Annotated in this window: 17 protein-coding genes and 2 rRNA genes (1 of these 19 running past the window's edge); 15 read left to right on the forward strand and 4 right to left on the reverse strand. The window is 47.5% G+C overall.

What is annotated here, in order from left to right; translation table 11 throughout:
• From IM638_16090 to IM638_16100, 3 genes are all read left to right on the forward strand, one after another.
• Window positions 1-2,262, forward strand: a 23S ribosomal RNA gene (locus IM638_16090); it begins 554 nt to the left of the window's first position.
• 56 nt (window positions 2,263-2,318) lie between these two features.
• Window positions 2,319-2,430, forward strand: a 5S ribosomal RNA gene (rrf, locus tag IM638_16095).
• 239 nt (window positions 2,431-2,669) lie between these two features.
• Complete coding sequence (locus IM638_16100; GenBank protein MCA6364556.1) at window positions 2,670-4,505, forward strand: hypothetical protein; 1,836 nt, start codon at window positions 2,670-2,672, stop codon at window positions 4,503-4,505.
• 90 nt (window positions 4,506-4,595) lie between these two features.
• Here IM638_16100 and IM638_16105 read toward each other — a convergent pair whose 3' ends face one another.
• The 3 genes from IM638_16105 to IM638_16115 all read right to left on the reverse strand — a co-directional run bounded on the left by IM638_16105 (window position 4,596) and on the right by IM638_16115 (window position 8,034).
• Window positions 4,596-5,825: a cysteine dioxygenase family protein gene (locus tag IM638_16105; protein MCA6364557.1), complete on the reverse strand. Its 1,230-nt coding sequence runs from the start codon at window positions 5,823-5,825 to the stop codon at window positions 4,596-4,598.
• 183 nt (window positions 5,826-6,008) lie between these two features.
• Complete coding sequence (locus tag IM638_16110) at window positions 6,009-7,268, reverse strand: 3-deoxy-D-manno-octulosonic acid transferase (GenBank protein MCA6364558.1); 1,260 nt, start codon at window positions 7,266-7,268, stop codon at window positions 6,009-6,011.
• 7 nt (window positions 7,269-7,275) lie between these two features.
• Entirely contained in the window at window positions 7,276-8,034 is a 759-nt protein-coding gene (locus IM638_16115; protein ID MCA6364559.1) for a hypothetical protein, read from the reverse strand.
• Window positions 8,035-8,199: 165 nt separating this feature from the next.
• On the opposite strand from IM638_16115, the gene IM638_16120 reads away from it, so the two are divergent.
• The 12 genes from IM638_16120 (at window position 8,200) to rfbB (ending at window position 18,065) form a co-directional block, all read left to right on the forward strand.
• On the forward strand, window positions 8,200-9,321 hold the full coding sequence (locus tag IM638_16120; GenBank protein ID MCA6364560.1) for a DegT/DnrJ/EryC1/StrS family aminotransferase: 1,122 nt from the start codon (window positions 8,200-8,202) through the stop codon (window positions 9,319-9,321).
• A 24-nt stretch (window positions 9,322-9,345) separates the two neighbouring features.
• On the forward strand, window positions 9,346-10,659 hold the full coding sequence (locus tag IM638_16125; GenBank protein MCA6364561.1) for a UDP-glucose/GDP-mannose dehydrogenase family protein: 1,314 nt from the start codon (window positions 9,346-9,348) through the stop codon (window positions 10,657-10,659).
• Between the two features lie 9 nt (window positions 10,660-10,668).
• Window positions 10,669-11,658, forward strand: a complete 990-nt coding sequence (locus IM638_16130; GenBank protein MCA6364562.1) for an SDR family oxidoreductase — start codon at window positions 10,669-10,671, stop codon at window positions 11,656-11,658.
• Window positions 11,655-12,041 (forward strand): hypothetical protein, encoded by a 387-nt coding sequence (locus tag IM638_16135; GenBank protein ID MCA6364563.1) that lies wholly within the window; start codon window positions 11,655-11,657, stop codon window positions 12,039-12,041. Before IM638_16130 ends, IM638_16135 begins: the two co-directional genes overlap by 4 nt.
• 93 nt (window positions 12,042-12,134) lie before the next feature.
• On the forward strand, window positions 12,135-12,548 hold the full coding sequence (locus IM638_16140) for an STAS/SEC14 domain-containing protein (protein MCA6364564.1): 414 nt from the start codon (window positions 12,135-12,137) through the stop codon (window positions 12,546-12,548).
• 183 nt (window positions 12,549-12,731) lie between these two features.
• Complete coding sequence (locus tag IM638_16145) at window positions 12,732-13,121, forward strand: hypothetical protein (protein ID MCA6364565.1); 390 nt, start codon at window positions 12,732-12,734, stop codon at window positions 13,119-13,121.
• Between the two features lie 144 nt (window positions 13,122-13,265).
• The gene (locus IM638_16150; protein ID MCA6364566.1) at window positions 13,266-13,592 is read left to right on the forward strand and encodes a hypothetical protein; all 327 of its coding nucleotides are present in this window, start codon (window positions 13,266-13,268) and stop codon (window positions 13,590-13,592) included.
• A gap of 3 nt (window positions 13,593-13,595) precedes the next feature.
• On the forward strand, window positions 13,596-14,018 hold the full coding sequence (locus IM638_16155; GenBank protein MCA6364567.1) for a hypothetical protein: 423 nt from the start codon (window positions 13,596-13,598) through the stop codon (window positions 14,016-14,018).
• Window positions 14,019-14,070: 52 nt separating this feature from the next.
• A complete protein-coding gene (locus tag IM638_16160; protein ID MCA6364568.1) occupies window positions 14,071-14,658 on the forward strand; it encodes an N-acetyltransferase in 588 nt (195 codons plus the stop codon).
• Window positions 14,655-15,683, forward strand: coding sequence for a Gfo/Idh/MocA family oxidoreductase (locus IM638_16165; GenBank protein ID MCA6364569.1), 1,029 nt, complete (start codon window positions 14,655-14,657; stop codon window positions 15,681-15,683). The genes IM638_16160 and IM638_16165 overlap by 4 nt, the downstream gene beginning before the upstream one ends.
• Window positions 15,684-15,706: 23 nt before the next feature.
• Entirely contained in the window at window positions 15,707-16,993 is a 1,287-nt protein-coding gene (locus tag IM638_16170) for a nucleotide sugar dehydrogenase (protein ID MCA6364570.1), read from the forward strand.
• 19 nt (window positions 16,994-17,012) lie between these two features.
• The gene (rfbB, locus tag IM638_16175; protein MCA6364571.1) at window positions 17,013-18,065 is read left to right on the forward strand and encodes a dTDP-glucose 4,6-dehydratase; all 1,053 of its coding nucleotides are present in this window, start codon (window positions 17,013-17,015) and stop codon (window positions 18,063-18,065) included.
• Window positions 18,066-18,126: 61 nt separating this feature from the next.
• Here rfbB and IM638_16180 read toward each other — a convergent pair whose 3' ends face one another.
• Window positions 18,127-19,185: a YceI family protein gene (locus IM638_16180; GenBank protein MCA6364572.1), complete on the reverse strand. Its 1,059-nt coding sequence runs from the start codon at window positions 19,183-19,185 to the stop codon at window positions 18,127-18,129.
• Between the last annotated feature and the right edge of the window lie 10 nt (window positions 19,186-19,195).

Here is a 19,195-nt window from a genome sequence, read left to right on the forward strand (position 1 = left end):
AAGCGGTCGGAGTCCGCCTTTGGCGGATGACGGCGTGCCTTTTGCATAATGAGCCTACGAGTTACTCCTGACTGGCGAGGTTAAGTTCTTATTTAACGGAGCCGAAGCGAAAGCGAGTCCAAATAGGGCGATTAGTCAGTCGGGGTAGACGCGAAACTTTGTGATCTATCCATGGGCAGGTTGAAGTTCTGGTAACACAGAATGGAGGACCGAACCCGTTGACGTTGAAAAGTCTTGGGATGACCTGTGGATAGGGGTGAAAGGCCAATCAAACTGAGAGATAGCTCGTTCTCCCCGAAATGTTTTTAGGAACAGCCTCGGATATAGAAGTATGATAGAGGTAGAGCTACTGATTGGGCTAGGGGGCTTCACCGCCTACCAAACCCTGACAAACTCCGAATGCTATCATATATCTCCGGGAGTGAGGCTGCGGGCGCTAAGGTCCGTGGCCGAGAGGGAAATAACCCAGATTAGCAACTAAGGTCCCTAATACATAGTTAAGTTGATCAAACGAGGTGGGATTTCTATAACAGCCAGGATGTTGGCTTGGAAGCAGCCATTCATTTAAAGAGTGCGTAACAGCTCACTGGTCGAGAGATCCTGCACGGAAAATAATCGGGCATCAAACTATGAACCGAAGTTCTAAACCTCTGCCTTTGGCAGAGTGTGGTAGGGGAGCATTCAAATCTGCATCGAAGGTGTGGCGCGAGCCATGCTGGAGCGATTTGAAAAGAAAATGTAGGCATAAGTAACGATAATTAAAGTGAAAAACTTTAACGCGAAAAGTCTAAGGTTTCCTGATCAACGTTAATCGGATCAGGGTTAGTCTGGTCCTTAGGAAAACCCGAAAGGGGTATCTGATGGAAAGAAGGTTAATATTCCTTCACCTGCTATACATTAAAAGTGACGCAGGGACGTGGTGGTTGCGTACAGACGGATGTGCGCCTGAGTGGAGTCTTCGGACAAAGCGAAATCATAAAATCCCTGCCAAGAAAAGCGAGTATAGCAGCCAGTACCGGAATCCGACACAGGTAGACGGGATGAGTATTCTAACGCGCTCGGGTGAGCCGTGGAGAAGGAACTAGGCAAATTGACGCTGTAACTTCGGGATAAAGCGTACCGTCTCTGACGGTCTCAGTAAATTGGTTCAACCAACTGTTTAACAAAAACACAGGGCCCTGCAAAAACGTAAGTTGACGTATAGAGCCTGAAACCTGCCCGGTGCTGGAAGGTTAAGGAAGGGTGTTCGGCGCAAGCCAAAGCTCCTGACTGAAGCCCCAGTAAACGGCGGCCGTAACTATAACGGTCCTAAGGTAGCGAAATTCCTTGTCGGGTAAGTTCCGACCTGCACGAATGGTCTAATGAGTTGAACACTGTCTCCTCCACGAGCCCGGTGAAATTGTAGTATCGGTGAAGATGCCGGTTACCCGCCACGGGACGGAAAGACCCCGTGAACCTTCACTACAACTTTGCATTGATTTTGAGCAACAAATGTGTAGGATAGTTGGGAGACTATGAAGCAGCATCGCCAGGTGTTGTGGAGTCATCGTTGAAATACCAACCTTTTGTTGCTTAGAACCTAACCCGCCAAAAGCGGGGACATTGCATGGTGGGTAGTTTGACTGGGGTGGTCGCCTCCTAAAAAGTAACGGAGGCTCGCAAAGGTACCCTCAGTACGGTTGGTAATCGTACGCAGAGCGCATTAGTAAAAGGGTGCTTGACTGTGAGACAAACACGTCGAGCAGGAGCGAAAGCTGGCTAAAGTGATCCGGTGGTTCTGCATGGAAGGGCCATCGCTCAAAGGATAAAAGGTACTCCGGGGATAACAGGCTGATCTTACCCAAGAGCTCATATCGACGGTAAGGTTTGGCACCTCGATGTCGGTTCGTCACATCCTGGGGCTGGAGAAGGTCCCAAGGGTTCGGCTGTTCGCCGATTAAAGTGGCACGCGAGCTGGGTTCAGAACGTCGTGAGACAGTTCGGTCCCTATCTGTAGTGGGCGTTGGAGATTTGAGAGGGCCTGACTCTAGTACGAGAGGACCGAGTCGGACAAACCTCTAGTGTACCTGTTGTGCCGCCTAGGTGCAGCGCAGGGTAGCTACGTTTGGTTGAGATAAGCGCTGAAAGCATATAAGTGCGAAGCTCGCCTCAAGATGAGATCTCCCTGAAGAGCCGTTAAAGACTATGACGTTGATAGGCTACAGGTGTAAAGGCAGTAATGTCAAAGCCGAGTAGTACTAATTGCTCGATCGGCTTTCTTTGGTGCCCACTTTTGGTGTATTTTCTTCCAATATGTTTTTTATAGAATTGTAAAGATTCATGGTGGCTATAGCATCGGTGATCACCTCTTCCCATATCGAACAGAGAAGTTAAGCCCGATTGCGCAGATGGTACTGCCCTACAAGGTGGGAGAGTATGTCGCTGCCAGTTTTAGATAGAAACCCCGGTCATTTGACCGGGGTTTCTTGTTTTATACCTTTTTCTGTTTTTACGTCTTTCCGTTACAATTGCTATTGCCTATTTTTGCTCTTCATACTATGAATATCTCCCGATCCCGACTGCTATTTCATCTTTTCATTTTCGGGATAGCTTTTTTCTGTTCCGTTTCGGCGTTTGCTCAAACTCCTGTAAATAATCGCGTACCGAAAAAAGACACAATTTCGATCCCTGTGGATTCAACCAAGCATTTTCGTTTTCGCGAAGAAATGTTTGTGGCGGGGGGCGTAATTCCTGAACTTACCCCAATCAAAATAAAACTTGATAATTTTCAGTTTACAGGATTCCGGCATCTGACTCTGGGTAACTTAGGAGCACCTTCTCTATTACTTCAACTTCCGGGCGTGCCGTTTGAAGCATTCAGAAGCCGCAACAGCAGTTTTTCGTATTTCGGGTACTTTAACTTTAACCGTGCATATTATACCTCGGTAAAGCCTTATACATTAATCCGTTACGTAGTAGGGCAGCGAAGGGCAAGTGAAACGGAAGTACTTCACGCTCACAACTTTGGCCCTAATTGTAACATCACTTTTGGTTTTTTACGTCAACGGGCTGAGGGATTTTATAACAGGCAGGCCACAAACAACACAAGCGTCAGACTAAATGGTTGGTATTGGTCGCCGGCAAACAGGTATGCTTTGACGGCTGATTTTTACTGGACAGGTCACGATGCCCAGGAGAACGGAGGAATTCGGTCAGTTTCTTCGTTTGAAAATACGCAGCAGCTCGATCGAAAGCTGGTGGCTGTGAACTTGTTTGATTCAGAAACAAGGCAGCGAGAAAGAAGTGGACGAGTGAAGCAGTATTTTGCTTTTGGAAAAGTTGTGGATACACTGGTTTTTCGTGGCGACAGCCTTGATGAACGTGATACGGTAAAAATTAAATATAGAATCAGACCGCGGACAGCATTTACGCATACACTTCGTTTCAGTGATGAGTCGTGGTGGTTTTCTTCGGGAACTTCTGATACTGCATATTTTGATGCTGTTTTTCGCGATAGTGCTCAAACGCTTGATTCAACCGGTTTGTGGCGGTTGAGTAATGCAATTGCAATTGAGCTTTTTCCTGCCTGGAAGCAAACTATTTTTCCTATATCGGGTTCGGCAGGACTCCGGCATGAAATAGGGAGGCTGCGAAACGACACTATCCGGCATGATTTTCAGAATGTATTTCTGGAGGCTGTAGCGCGGATTGCAGATAAAAAGTCATCTATGCTGCGAATGATAGAAGCTGGAGGCTGGTATGGTTTGGCCGGAGAGAACGCCGGCGACTTTAAGTTTTCAGTGACTGCAGCAGATCGGACTATTTTATGGAAAAAATGGGTGCTTCAGGCTTCGGCAGATGTGTCGCAAACTTTACCCGTTTTTTTGACGCGGCATTTTTCGGGTAATCATTACCGCTGGAAAAATGAATTTGTGAAGGAAGGTGTACTTCGAGCCGGCCTCTCGGCTATGTATGGTACAAAAAACTTCTCGTGGGTACAGCTTGCTGCCGATCTGTTCAGTTACAGCCGTCCGGTGTATTTTAACAGTAACAGTATGCCGACTCAGCTCAACGGTTCGATTCAGGCATTGCAGGTGTCGCTTTCACATTTGTTGAACCTGAACGCGTTTCATATGCGTGGCTCGATTACGTGGAATAATTTGCCTGAAGCAGCAGTAATCAGACTGCCGGAGTTTGTGGTGCGTCAGTCGTTTTATTTCGATTTCAGGCTGTTTAAACGGGCACTGCAAATGCAGGCAGGTATTGATGCCGAATGGTTTTCCGGCTATTTAGCTCAGGCCTACAATCCCAATCTGGCGCAGTTTTACCTGCAAGACAGCCAGGAAATTGGTAATTATCTTTATTTCGATCCGTGGCTAAGTATTCGTATAAAACCGGTTCGTGTGTTCATTAAAGCTGATCATGTGAATGCTGGTTTATTTGGCCGTAAATACTATATCGCGCCGTTATATCCACACAATGATCTGGCATTGCGCTTTGGGATTTCGTGGGTGTTTAACGATTAAAATATTAGTATTTATTCACTGATACAGATTTTCAAAAATCATTATCCAAAAAAAACGTCCGGTAAAATTCTGCCGGACGTTTTTTGTATTTCACACAATTTTTCTGTTTAGCCATTGTTCTCTAATTATCTCCCTGAATTGCATAAAGTCGCAGTCTGAACCGGGCGTATAGCTTTCGATTTTCTCTTCGGCACCGATGTAGTCAAAGAATCCGTAATGCCCGGTGTCGTCTGCATCATACATATAACATTGTATGGTTATACAGGTTGGGCCCTGGGGGTTAGGATTAATGAGTTGGTGAAACTGATTTAGAGTGGGACTAATCCAGGTGATATCGTCTTTGCGAAAAACAGCACCTTCGGGGTTGTAGGTTTTTGCTGCACCGAGATAGGCGTAGAGATGTACTTTTATTTCGCCATGAAGTACTCTGATCAACGCGTTAGCGCCGGCATGGTTGTGTATGCTGCTGAAACTGCCGGGAGGCCACACTTCCATTACATAGGGAATTCCAGGCGACTCACCGCCGTTCTGACCAAGTGTGATGCGGAGATAGATTTGTTTGGAAAGTCCGGCCGGCTTTTTATCGCTTTTATCTTTCAGTGTTTCATAACACCAGCAGCCGGGGGTGGCAATGTTGTATTCAATGGCTTCTGCAAAATCAGGGAATTCTTCATCATTTAGAATAAATTTTTCCCCAGCCACATTTTCATACAACTTCTGTCCGATGCTGTTCAGATTTGCTTTGGGCATAAATGCCGACGTAGCGATATCTTTCATGGTCAGCTCATCCATGCCTTTTACCTTTAGCGGTACATTTTGCTGAACCGGATCGCGGAGCAGGCGCAACGGTTGTATGAATGCCGGATTGAAATTGTAGTCGGAAAGGCTTTGAAGAAATGCGCCGGTGTCTTTGGACGGGAAAAAATATTCGAACATCATCGTTTCGAGCCGGGCCTCACCTACTCCAAAGCGGTAACAATGATTGTTTGCATCAAGACTTACCCACCAGAATGCGTTTTTATCTGTAGTTAGTCCTTTGGCTGTTTCGAATAAAACCTGTGTGTTTTGTGCTTTGTAGCGCAGCAGTTTGATAAAGCCGATATTTAGAATGAGTCGTAATCCTTCGGTGTTATCGGTATTACTGAAAGATAGTTCGGTAGAAAAGCCTGGTGTTACTGGTGTTTTAAATTTGAAGATAAGCACACCCTGCCCGGCAATCAGGAATTTATTGGCAGCGCCGGGAGCTGATGCGCGCAGCGTCTGTGGTTGTCTGAAACGTACTTCGCGTGTAATACTCTGGTTGGGATTGGAATGTGACATAATTGGGTTATTGTGTTTAAAACAGACGATAAAGAACTAAAAAAATACACTTTTTCTTTCAGGTAGTTTTACCTGAAAGATGAGGGAATTGAATTTGAAATTGTAATTGAAAAGGAGGGGGGCTCGGAACGTGTTATCTGCAACCGGTATTTTCTTGCTGAACGAACAGGGATAAAATTCAGGCTATACCATTTTTTGTAGTTGAGAAAGAGCGAGTTGTGTAGCGCCTTTATGTTGCTGGACGTAATGCCCGGCTTTTTTTCCGGCCTGAGAAGAAAATCCGGTATCGGAGAGAATTTCGGCTAATATTTGCTTCAGCGAGTTTTCATCATTCACGGCAAAGCCGCCACCACAGCTAAGCAGCCCTAATGCTTCGTTAAATTTCTGATGTCTTGGGCCAAAAATTACGGGCACATTCCACACCGCGGCTTCGAGGGTATTGTGAATGCTTTTGCCAAAACCGCCGCCAATGTAGGCGGCTTGACCAAAGCCGTATAGTGCTGACAGCATGCCGATATTATCAACAATAAGAACGGTTGCTGAGGTTGCTGTTTGAGGCGTGGCTGCTGAAAAGCGGATGATGGAAGCAGGGGGGAGTTTTTCCTGAGCAAGCAGTTTTTCGATTTGCTGCAAATGTGTTTCGCCCAGTTCGTGCGGGGCGATGAGGAGTTTCCATTTTGAGAGTAAGTATGGTGCCAGTGCCGGGATGAGCAACTGTTCATCGGCAGGCCAGGTGCTGCCGGCCACAAACACGCTGGCATTTGCCGCAAAGGCTTCGGCTACCGGGATGCTGCGCGATTGAGCGGCAATATCAGCCACCCGGTCGAATCGCGGATCGCCACCGCGACTGAGGTGTGTAATGCCAATTCCACGCAGCAGTTTTTCCGATTGTTCATCCTGCACAAAAACGTGTGTATATCCCTGCAGCGCCTCTCTGAAAATGCCGCCCCAGGGCTTAAAAAACGCCTGCGAAGGCCTGAAAATGCCAGCTACAAGAATGTGTGGCACCTGGCGTGCGCGCAATTCATTGAGGTGATTGAGCCAGAATTCGTATTTGATGAAAATGGCCGCTTGTGGTTTTACCAGCTCTGCAAATTTCCGGGCATTGGCAGGCGTATCGGCGGGAAGGTAACAGATGATGTCGGCCCCGGTATAGTTTTTTCTTACTTCGAATCCGGAGGGGGAGAAAAAAGTGAGTAACAGCCGGTGGCCGGGCTTTTCGCGGCGCAGTGCTTCGAGAATGGGGCGGCCCTGCTCAAACTCACCAAGCGAAGCGCAATGCATCCAGATTACCGGCTCATCGCTGCCTGCGAGTTTGGCGGCAAGTTGCTGTTGCCAGTTGCGGCGGCCGTTTACCCAGAGGCGGGCTTTGGGTACAAACCATGCGGCAATGCCAATGGCTGCGCGGTAAAGCAGAATGCTAAGCGTGTACAGTGCCCGCATAAAGAAATCAGTAGTAGTAGTAATCGCGTGCCGGGCGGCGGTAAATTGGAATGTTCCAGCCCACACGTATGCCCCAGAGCAGGTCAACCCGCTGCTGCGTATCGGGCCGCATCAGATCATAATCCCACGAACGCATGCTGCGTGTGAAGCCTTGCATACATTCAATGCCAGCAAAAAAGTTAACCCGCTTCTTACGCCCCTGAAACCAGTAGCCCAGAAATTCCTGCGTAAGAAACCCGCCGGTAAGACGATCATAGCCTTTCAGGTATTGGTCGCTGAGCGGAGGCGTAAGGCTGCCGTTGTCGATGATGCGTATGCGATGCTGGATATAGCCTACACCGCCGGTAAGCATGAGGCCTGAGTTTTTATTAAGACCAAAAGCTTTCGGGAAAATTTTACCTGCAGAAATGCTGAGAGTAAATCCGCGCTGGTAAAGCTGCACATCGGAGTATTTTCCTTCTTTATTTATTACCAGTCCGTCGCTGGTGGCAATACTGTCGAGGATGCCGGTTTCTCTAAGGTTTTGTCCGAACATATAGCCCCATTGCATCCCGAACCAGTAGTTTTTTTTTGTTTTGCCCCAGAACGATGCACCTGCACTGGAATTATTGCCAAAACGCAGGGCAAGATCACCTCCGGGCATTTGTGCGGCATACGAAAAGCCGAAGCCAACACAGCTTACTGTGGAGTCTTTAACATTTTGCTGGGCCTGTGCCGCTGAAAAAGCGGTTAGTGCCATAAGCGTTAAAAGCAGGTGTCGGATCATTGTTTGTAAAGATATGCAAAAACGCATCCTGAAAGGGAAGTAAGCACCTGCGGGCGGGCGAAAATGCCTATCTTCGTGCCGTTTTCCGCAGTTGAAATAATGGCGGAAAGGTAAATCATCGTTCACGTTATTGCTACCGGCATTATGCAACAGGCAACGAAAAAAATACAAATGGTCGATTTGCTCGGCCAGTATGAACATATACAGGCAGAAATTGATGCTGCAGTTCTCGGTGTTATCCGTTCTTCGGCTTACATCAACGGGCCTGAGGTAAAAGAGTTTAAGGCCGAACTGGAAGCCTATCTCGGTGTAAAGCACGTAATTCCCTGCGCCAATGGTACCGATGCCTTGCAAATTGCCATGATGGCGCTTGGCCTCAAGCCGGGCGATGAGGTAATTACTGCCAACTTCACCTACGTAGCCACTGCCGAAGTAATTGCCCTGCTTGGCTTAACGCCGGTACTGGTTGATGTATATCCCGGCACGATGGATATTGACGTGGAAGCCATTGAGCGTGCCATTACACCCAAAACCAAAGCCATTGTACCCGTGCACCTCTTTGGTCAGTGTGCCGATATGGAACGCATAATGAAACTGGCCGAAAAGCACAACCTCTTTGTAATTGAAGATACTGCTCAGGCCATTGGTTCAGATTATACATTCAGTGACGGGCGTAAAGCCAAAGCCGGCACCATTGGTACAATTGGCTGTACATCGTTTTTCCCTTCAAAAAACTTAGGCTGCTACGGCGACGGCGGCGCCATTTATACCCACAGCGACGAGCTGGCCGATAAAATGCGCATGATTGCCAATCACGGCCAGAGCGTGCAGTATTACCACGATTCAATTGGTGTAAACTCGCGTCTCGACAGTATTCAGGCAGCCATATTGCGTATCAAGCTTCGTCATCTCGATAACTATGCTGCCGCACGTAACCGCGCAGCAGCGTGGTATGATTCGCACCTGGGCAATCATCCTAAACTCACCATTCCGGCCCGTGTTAAGCACAGCGATCATGTATTTCACCAATATACGCTTCAGCTGAAAGGCACAGATCGTCAGGCTTTCCGCGATTTTATGGCTGAGCGCGGTATTCCTACCATGATTTACTATCCGGTGCCGCTGCATTTGCAGAAAGCATACCGCGATGAGCGTTACCGCGAAGGTGATTTTCCGGTTACCGAACAACTTTGCGCTTCGGTAGTATCCCTCCCCATTCATACCGAACTCGACGAAACCACACTGCAGTTTATTACCGACAGTGTGCTTGAGTTTGTGAACCGATAACTGACACTCCTTTTACAGAACGATATGAATATTGCAGTAGTAGGCACCGGCTATGTCGGTCTGGTTACCGGCACTTGTCTGGCCGAAACCGGAAATCATGTAATCTGCGTGGACATTGATGCCGCTAAGGTGGAGAAGATGCGCAACGGTATCATTCCCATTTACGAGCCGCACCTTGATGTGCTTTTCGAACGTAACATCAAACAAAACCGGTTGCAGTTTACCACTAACCTGGAGCAGGCTATTGAAAAAGCGCAGATTATTTTTCTGGCGCTGCCCACCCCTCCGGGTGAAGACGGGTCTGCTGATCTTTCCTACGTATTGGGCGTGGCAAAACAGCTGGGTAATCTGATGAAGGAATACAAAATTGTGGTGGATAAAAGCACTGTGCCTGTAGGTACGGCCGAAAAAGTACACGCCGCCATTGCCGAAAACTGTAAAACCGATTTTGACGTGGTTTCGAATCCCGAATTTCTTCGTGAGGGATTTGCAGTAGATGATTTCCTGAAACCGGATCGTGTGGTGATTGGTACCAGCAGTGAGCGTGCCCGCAAACTCATGGAAGAGCTTTACAAGCCATACGTGCGTCAGGGCAATCCGATTATTTTCATGGACGAAAAATCGGCTGAGCTTACCAAGTATGCTGCCAATGCATTTCTGGCCACCAAGATTACATTCATGAACGAAATAGCCAACCTCTGTGAGCGTGTTGGCGCTGATGTGGATAAGGTGCGCATTGGTATTGGCTCTGACGATCGCATCGGTAAACGCTTTTTGTTTCCCGGCATTGGTTACGGCGGAAGCTGTTTTCCGAAAGATGTGCAGGCGCTTGCCCGCTCAGCTTCTGAAGTAAATCAGGAAATGCGCATTCTGGAAGCTGTAATGAGCATTAACGAAAAGCAAAAAACAATTATTCTGCCCAAGCTCAACCGTTATTTCGATGGTAACCTTAGCGGGAAGAAAATTGCCATCTGGGGCCTGGCGTTTAAGCCGGATACAGATGATATACGCGAAGCTCCGGCGCTGTACATAATTGACGAGTTGCTCAAAGCCGGCGCTTCAGTTGCTGCTTATGATCCGGAGGCAATGGATAATGTAAGCAAACAGCTGAACGGCAAAATTGAATTCGGTATGGATGAATATGCCGTGCTGCAGGGCGCTGATGCATTGGTTATCTGCACCGAGTGGAGCCTGTTTCGCACACCCGATTTTGCACGCATGAAAGGACTGCTGAAAAATGCTGCCATTTTTGATGGCCGTAATCTTTACGGACTTGATCAGATGGAAGAAAACGGATTTTATTACGCCAGCATCGGCCGCGCCGTTGTACTCAACTAAGCATTACGTATGAGCACTCACCGCAAACGTGTATTAATTACCGGTGCCGCCGGTTTTCTGGGTTCGCACCTCTGCGACCGTTTCATTGCCGAAGGGTGTCATGTAATTGGCATGGACAACCTCATTACCGGCGATCTGAAAAACATCGAACATTTGTTTCATCTTGAACAATTTGAATTTTATCATCACGATGTTTCAAAGTTTGTACATGTCCCCGGTGAGCTCGATTACATATTACACTTTGCTTCTCCCGCAAGCCCGATCGACTATCTGAAAATACCAATTCAAACGCTCAAAGTAAGCTCGCTGGGCACACATAACCTGCTTGGTCTTGCGCGGGTGAAGAAAGCGCGAATTCTGGTGGCTTCTACTTCTGAGGTTTATGGCGATCCGATGGTGCATCCGCAAACCGAAGATTACTGGGGCAATGTAAACCCGATTGGCCCGCGCGGGGTATATGATGAAGCCAAGCGATTTATGGAAGCCATGACAATGGCTTATCACACCTATCACGGCTTGGAAACACGCATTGTCCGTATTTTCAATACTTACGGGCCCCGTATGCGTTTAAACGACGGACGTGTATTGCCGGCGTTTATCGGACAGGCGCTGCGCGGCGAAGACCTTACCATTTTTGGCGACGGTACGCAAACCCGCTCGTTTTGCTATGTGGATGATCTGGTAGAAGGTATTTACCGCCTGCTGATGAGCGATTGTGCCGAACCGGTTAACGTGGGCAATCCGCAGGAAATAACCATCAGCGACTTTGCCGAAGAGATCATTAAACTCACCGGGACTTCACAAAAAGTAGTCTATCATCCGCTACCTCAGGATGATCCGAAACAACGCCAGCCCGATATTACACGTGCCCGCAACCTGCTTGGCTGGGAACCCAAAGTGGACCGTGCAGAAGGCTTGCGCCGCACGTATGCCTATTTTAAAGGTCTCAGCCACGACGAACTTTACAAAAAAGATCACCGGCAATTTGATAAAAAGTGAGCAGAGTACTTCTTACCGAAATGGCCGAAGTGACACTGCACGAGAATAATATTCTTCGGGTAAAACTTCTGGTGGACGATGAAATCACCTTAGACATGCTCAAGCGTTACAAGGCGCAGGTGTTCGAGTTTTTAGGCCCTGATCTTCGTTGTGGTGTGTTGCTCGATACACGGGATGTTTCACTTTACAGAATAAAACCGGAAGTACTGGCTTATCAGTCGGATAATGAATTTTCGAAATTTCAGACCGGTATGGCAGTGATTGTCAATAATCGTGTGGTGAAACAACTTTTTGCAATGTACAACCTGATGTACAGGCCTACTGTAATTACTAAGGTTTTCCGTGACGAAGAAACCGCCATTGATTGGTTGACGAGTTTGTAATTCTGCATGTAATTAATTTTTCAAGGTATTTCAGTTGGGTTGATGTTCTTGTTTTCATCATCTTTGTATGAAAATAAAAATCTCCCATTACCAATGACTAATTCCGGGCATGCTGTTTTTCGAGCTGTTTTTGCTGATGTAAAGACAGAAGAGAACGGATTGTTACATGTTCAGGTGAAATTTGAGGGTGAACTCACCAGAGAAATGCTGCTCGAACATAAACAGATTATTTTCGAGCGCACCCGTCACGTTATCGCTGCAGGCGAAAAACTAGGTGTGTTATTTGATGTCAGGCAGATTTCGGTGCTGAAAATTCCGCAAACGGTAATGAAAGAAAACGCCACAGAAGATCCGTTTCTTGAGCTACAGAAAGGGGTTGCTTTATTGGTAAATTCCAAACTTTTTCAGCAAATAGCTACTTTTTACATTCGCATTTACAGGCCTTCAGTGGCCACGCGTGTTTTTACCGATGAAGCAAATGCCCGTCAATGGTTACTGAACCTCTAATCTTTCCTCCAATTTTCTTCAGTCCCTTTTTTGCAGCTTGTTTCCGGTCTGAATGTCGTCCCGGCGTTCCCAGTGAAAATTTTATCGGTGGTTTTTGTTAGCTAATCGAAATAATACGCTCACCGGGGAGTTGCGGTTATACTTTTGCGCCATAAAATGTCCCCCATGATACCTAAGGTTACAATGAAAAGCATTGACATTCAGACAAAAGAGCATTCGGCAGGTACACTAGGGATTGTGTTGAATTTCGACGAAGAACTAACACCGGATTTTGCCGAATTTTTGGGGCGGGAAGTGTCGGAGCGGGTAAGGCCGGCTTATTCCGGACTGCTGATCGAAACGGGCGATACACTTTTTCTGACCATTGATAATGTGGTGGTTCAGAATCTGATTCACCAGCTTGCGTTGCAACAATTTACCCGTGGAGTAGCTGTGGTAAGCCAAAGCCGAATCACCCGTCAATTGTTGAGCGGGGTTCTTTTACGGAGCATTACTCCCGTGCCGATCAGGGTTTTTTCAGACACGATTTCTGCATTTGACTGGCTTGAAAACCGGACCCTACTCTTTCAATAGTCGGTGCGTTCTTTGCGCTGGTCGATTGATAATTGTCAGCAATCGAACTGTATTGAAAACCGCAGGAAAAGGAATTGAATTTGATAAGGGTAGGCAATGAGGCGAAATCAACAAGCTAAGGATATACCCACATTTTATACAGATATGGCCGAAGTCAGTGTAACCGGTGGCATACTAATGGTCAGAATACTGGATGAGCAGCCGGATAAAGAAGCCATTGTAAGGCATTGCCGCATATTAAACGGAAAGCTGAACGGGGTAAATTATCCGGCAATACTTGATTTGCGTTATCTTGAGAATATAGCTGATCTCAAAATCGATGATTTTCTTTGCTTTGAGAAAGCTGTTTCATCGGAAGTGATAATCTTGGTAAGGACAGCTGCAAAGGCGTCTGGATGTAGTATTTTCACGGTTTGTGAAAATGAAAGTGATGCCATTGGCAGGCTCCGAAAATCTGTGCAATTTGACTGAACTATGCAGGAACTGATTTACAATGAGCACGCATTTGTTGTGAAGGGTAGTTATTCATCGCTGATGGCTAATGTAACCTGCTATGAAAACCGGCTGTTGCATGTAAAAGTGGTGCTTGATGCGGAGCTTACGCTGGATATTATTAAGGCACATAATCAGATGTCTGTTGAGTATCTGGGAGAATGCGTTTTTGATGTGTTGTTTGATATACAGGATGTTTCGTTGTTCAGGGTGCCCAATAAGGTGTTGCGCTACTGGGCCGAGCCCAATGAATACAGCCAATACGTGGGTAAAATGGCGATATTGGTAAAAAGCAAACCACATATGCAGCTGGCTAATTTTTACATCCGTTTTTTCAGGCCGGTGAACCCGAGTCGTTTTTTTACTGAAAAGGACAAAGCACTGAGCTGGATTTATGGCGGTTAAATAGCATTCTTTTGTGCTGAAAACGCCTATCTTTGAACCTCTTTGGTAAACTATGGAAAAAGAATGGTATGCCCACCCCACAGCCGTTATTGATGAAGGTTGTGTAATTGGCAAGGGATCCAAAATCTGGCATTTCTCGCATCTTATGCCCGGCTGTGTGCTGGGCGAAAACTGCAACATCGGACAGAACGTGGTGATTTCGCCTGAAGTAATTCTGGGGCGGAATGTGAAAGTGCAGAACAACGTTTCCATTTACACGGGTGTAAGCTGTGATGATGATGTGTTTTTGGGCCCTTCGTGCGTTTTCACCAATGTGGTTAATCCGCGCAGTGCAGTTAACCGCCGCGGACAGTATTCGAAAACCCACGTGGGGCGCGGCGCCAGTATCGGGGCTAATGCCACGATTGTGTGCGGCCATGATATCGGCGAGTTTGCTTTTATCGGCGCAGGTGCGGTAGTTACCAAAACTGTTCCGGCTTATGCGCTGGTAGTGGGTAACCCTGCACGGCAAATGGGCTGGATGAGCGAATATGGCCACCGCCTTGAATTTAACACCGAGGGGATTGCTGTTTGTCCGGAAAGCGATGAACCGTACAAACTCGAAAACGGCGCCGTGCGCAAACTGGGAAAAGCCTTATGAGTGAACCAATAAAATTTGCCGTAGTAGGCCAGGGGCATATCGGAAAACGCCATGCCGAAATGGTGCGCCGAAATCCTGATACCCGCCTGGTGGCCGTGTGCGATGTAATGCCGAAAGAACAACTGGGGCTTGCCGGCATTGAAGAACCCTGCTATCAGTCGATAGACGATTTGCTTGCCGCACATCCCGATGTGGAAGTTGTGAACGTGTGTACACCCAATGGTTTGCATTCCTCACATGCACTCAAAGCACTTTCGGCCGGCCGCCATGTAGTGGTGGAAAAACCAATGGCGCTGTCGCGCCGCGACTGTGAGCAGATCATTCACACTGCGCTCGACAAGCATAAACAGGTTTTCTGCGTGATGCAAAACCGGTATTCGCCACCATCCGTGTGGATGAAAGACGTGGTGGAAAACAAGATTATTGGTGATGTGTATATGGTGCAGCTAAACTGCTACTGGAACCGCGATGCCCGCTATTACAAAGCCGGCTCATGGAAAGGCAAGCAGGATCTTGACGGCGGCACCCTGTTTACACAGTTCTCGCATTGGATTGATTTGCTCTACTGGCTTTTCGGCGATATCGACAATATACAGGCCCGCTTTGCCGATTTCAATCATGCCGGGCTTACCGAGTTTGAAGATTCGGGTTTTGTAAGTTTCCGTTTCGTAAACGGCGGTATGGGCTGCATCAACTTTTCTACTGCGGTTTGGGACACCAACCTCGAAAGCAGTATTACTGTGGTAGGCAGCAAAGGCAGTGTAAAAGTAGGCGGTCAGTATATGGATAAAGTAGAATACTGCCATATTGATGGCTATACATTGCCCGAACTCGCGCCCACCAATCCGGCCAACGACTACGGGTCATACAAGGGCTCTGCCAACAACCACCATTACGTAATTCAGAATGTGGTTGATGCGCTTCGCGGGAAAACGTCTATTACTACCAATGCACTCGAAGGCCTTAAAGTGGTAGATATGATAGAACGCATTTATGCCCTGCGCGGGACCGACCGTAAATCCTGATTTTAATGAGCAACACCATGAGCATTTATAACGATATTCTGAATAAAAAAGCCAAAGTAGCCGTAATTGGTCTTGGTTATGTGGGCCTTCCCATTGCCCTTGCTTTTGCGCGTAAGGTAAAAGTGATCGGCTTCGACATTAACGCCTCACGTGTGGCGATGATGAAGAAGGGCGTTGATCCCAGCAATGAACTTGCCAAAGAAGATTTCAAAGGCTGTGACATAGAGTTTACTGCCTCGCCCGATAAACTGCGGGAAGCACAGTTTTTTATCATTGCTGTGCCCACGCCTATTGACGAACACAATCTTCCCGACCTCAAGCCGCTCATCGGAGCTTCAAACACGGTTGGTAAAGTGCTCAAGAAAGGTGATTATGTAGTGTATGAGTCCACGGTTTATCCAGGATGTACTGAGGAAGACTGTATTCCGATTCTTGAACGTGAATCGAAGCTGAAATTCAAAACGGATTTCAAAGTGGGTTACTCGCCTGAGCGTATTAATCCGGGCGATAAAGAGCATACCATTACCAAAATTCTTAAAGTGGTATCGGGTTGTGACAAGGAAAGCCTTGATAATATTGCAAAGGTTTACGAAATTATTGTAGAGCCGGGTACACACCGTGCTCCCAGTATCAAAGCTGCTGAGGCCGCCAAGATTATTGAGAACACCCAGCGCGACGTGAATATTGCACTGATGAATGAGCTCTCGATTATTTTCGGGCGTATGGGGATTAATACGTATGATGTACTTGAAGCCGCCGGCACCAAGTGGAACTTTCTGAAATTTTCGCCCGGGCTTGTGGGCGGGCATTGTATAGGAGTGGATCCTTACTACCTCACATACAAAGCGGAAGCGCTGGGCTATCATGCCCGTGTAATTAATTCGGGACGATATGTAAACGACTCGATGGGTTACTATGTGGCCAAGAACACGGTTAAAAAAATTATTGCAGCCGGTAAAAATATTTCAAAGTCGAAAGTGCTTGTAATGGGCGCCACGTTTAAGGAAGACGTGAGCGACATCCGCAATTCGAAAGTGGCTGATATTGTAAAAGAGCTTAAATCGTTTGGGGTAACCGTACATGTGGCCGATCCTCATGCCGATAGTGAAGAATTGAAACATGAATACGGTTTCGGACTGAACAAAACCGGCAAAGGCTACGATGGCGTTATTCTGGCAGTAAGTCATAAGGAGTATAAAAACCTTGATGAAAAGTATTTTGCATCACTGCTTTCGCCCAAAGGGGTTGTGGTAGATGTGAAAGGTATGCTGCGCGGGAAAATCCGCAAACTCAATTACTGGAGCTTGTAACAAAAAATAAGTCACGGAAATGAAAAACGTACTTGTTACCGGAGGAGCCGGATTTATCGGGTCGCATGTAGTTAGAAGGCTGGCGAATGCCTATCCTGATTATCATATTGTAAATCTGGATAAACTCACTTATGCCGGAAACCTTGCCAACCTGAAAGATGTGGAAGGCCGCACAAACTACACCTTTGTGCGTGGCGATATTGTTGACGGTGCTTTTGTGCAGGAATTATTTGCCAAGTACGATTTCAGTTTTGTGGTTCACCTTGCGGCTGAGTCGCATGTGGACCGGTCAATCTCAAACCCCATTGAGTTTGTAATGACCAATGTGGTAGGTACGGTTAATTTGCTGAATGCGGCCAAACATCACTGGCAGGGCAATTACGAAGGCCGCCGGTTCTATCATGTTTCTACCGATGAGGTGTACGGCTCGCTTGGCGATACCGGTATGTTTACCGAAGAAACCCGCTACGACCCGCACAGTCCTTATTCGGCATCCAAAGCAAGCTCCGATCATTTCGTGCGTGCTTATCACGATACCTATCAGCTTCCGGTGGTGCTTTCAAATTGCTCCAACAATTACGGCTCACATCATTTCCCCGAAAAACTCATTCCGCTTGCCATTCACAATATTGTAAACCGCCGGCCCATTCCGGTTTACGGCACCGGCGAAAATGTGCGCGACTGGCTTTGGGTTGAAGATCATGCCCGCGCCATTGACGTAATTCTGCACAAAGGTAAACTGGGCGAAACCTACAACATTGGCGGCCACAATGAGTGGAAGAATATTGATCTGATACGTTTGCTTTGCAGTTTGCTTGATAAGAAACTCAACCGCAAAGAAGGCGAATCGGCCAGTCTGATTACGTTTGTAAAAGACCGTGCCGGGCATGATATGCGATATGCTATTGACGCGTCGAAACTGAAAGACGAACTTGGCTGGGTGCCCAGCGTAACGTTTGAAGAAGGCCTCGATAAAACGGTTGACTGGTATCTTGCCAATCACGATTGGTTGCAAAATGTGACCTCGGGCGATTACATGAATTACTATGAGCAGCAGTATGTAAAGCGTTAAACGTTTCGTACTACATGAAAAGCGACAACAGGTGAATTCCTGTTGTCGCTTTTTATTTTGGTTATTTCGAGCTGGCCGAAAGTATAAACTGAATTTTCATTTCGTTTTTAATGGCCTGGTCGCCGAGGCCGCTGAAGAAGGAGGATGAATTGTATTTCACACCCCATCTGGTACGGTCTATGATAACTACGGCGAGTAGTTGGGTAAGCCCCGGATAGTTCATTACGCGGGCATTAAATGTAATCGGCTGTGTATTTCCGCAGAGCGTGAGGTTTCCGCTAAGCCGGCAGGAATCATTGTTTAATGCTTCAGATTGGCTGAGTACGAAGCGGGCTTCGGGAAATTTTCCGGTATTGAAAAAGTCGGGGCTTTTGAGGTGGCTGAGCAGGTCGGTGTTGGAGTGATTCATTGCCTGCATATTCATCACGAGTTCGCCTTTTACGGGCAGGTTGCCGTTGAAGCTGCACCAGCCGCTTTTTACAGGTAAGCTGCCCGTGAGGCTGTAGTCGCCCACTTCGCCGTAGCCGGTCCAGATGGCGGTGCTTTTGGCGGGATCGAAAGAGCTCGCGGCAGTGTCGTTTGCCCCGGCGGGTGCAAGTGTGGCTTCGGTTTCGATAAGTGCGGTGCCCTTGTAACGTTTGCCGTTTTGATCTTCGGCAATGTAGAACCACAAGGCATCGCCGCCGGTTAACACTTCCTGCCGGCGCCAGCTGGCCGGGTCAATGTAGGTAACGCCGGCTTTGAGTATGGCACCGGGGCAGTTGTAGGTTTTGGCAAATTCGTCGGGCGTCATGGTGATGCGCAGGTACCAGCCTTCATCGGTATATACATAGCTGCCATACTCAATGAGTTTGAGGTCGCCTGCAACGGCTGTAACGGAGGTGTTGTGTTTCCAGATATACATGCCGTTTTCGAACACCGCCGGCGTGGGATTCGGATCATGTCCGCCGATAAGGCCAACCGGCAGGCCGCGAAGTTTTTTGGGGAGGAGCCGGTTTGGTTCGGTATCGGTGGTGTCGATGCCGGGATTTTTGGCTGTGGTTTTTGGTTGGAGACTATCGCCGCAGGCATTAAAAAGCAGTGAGGCAAAAAGCAGGGCGGAGGAGAAAATGAGTTTCATTTCGGTTGCT

The sequence above is a fragment of the Bacteroidota bacterium genome (assembly GCA_020402865.1).
In the GTDB taxonomy this organism is placed as follows: Bacteria; Bacteroidota; Bacteroidia; order Palsa-965; family Palsa-965.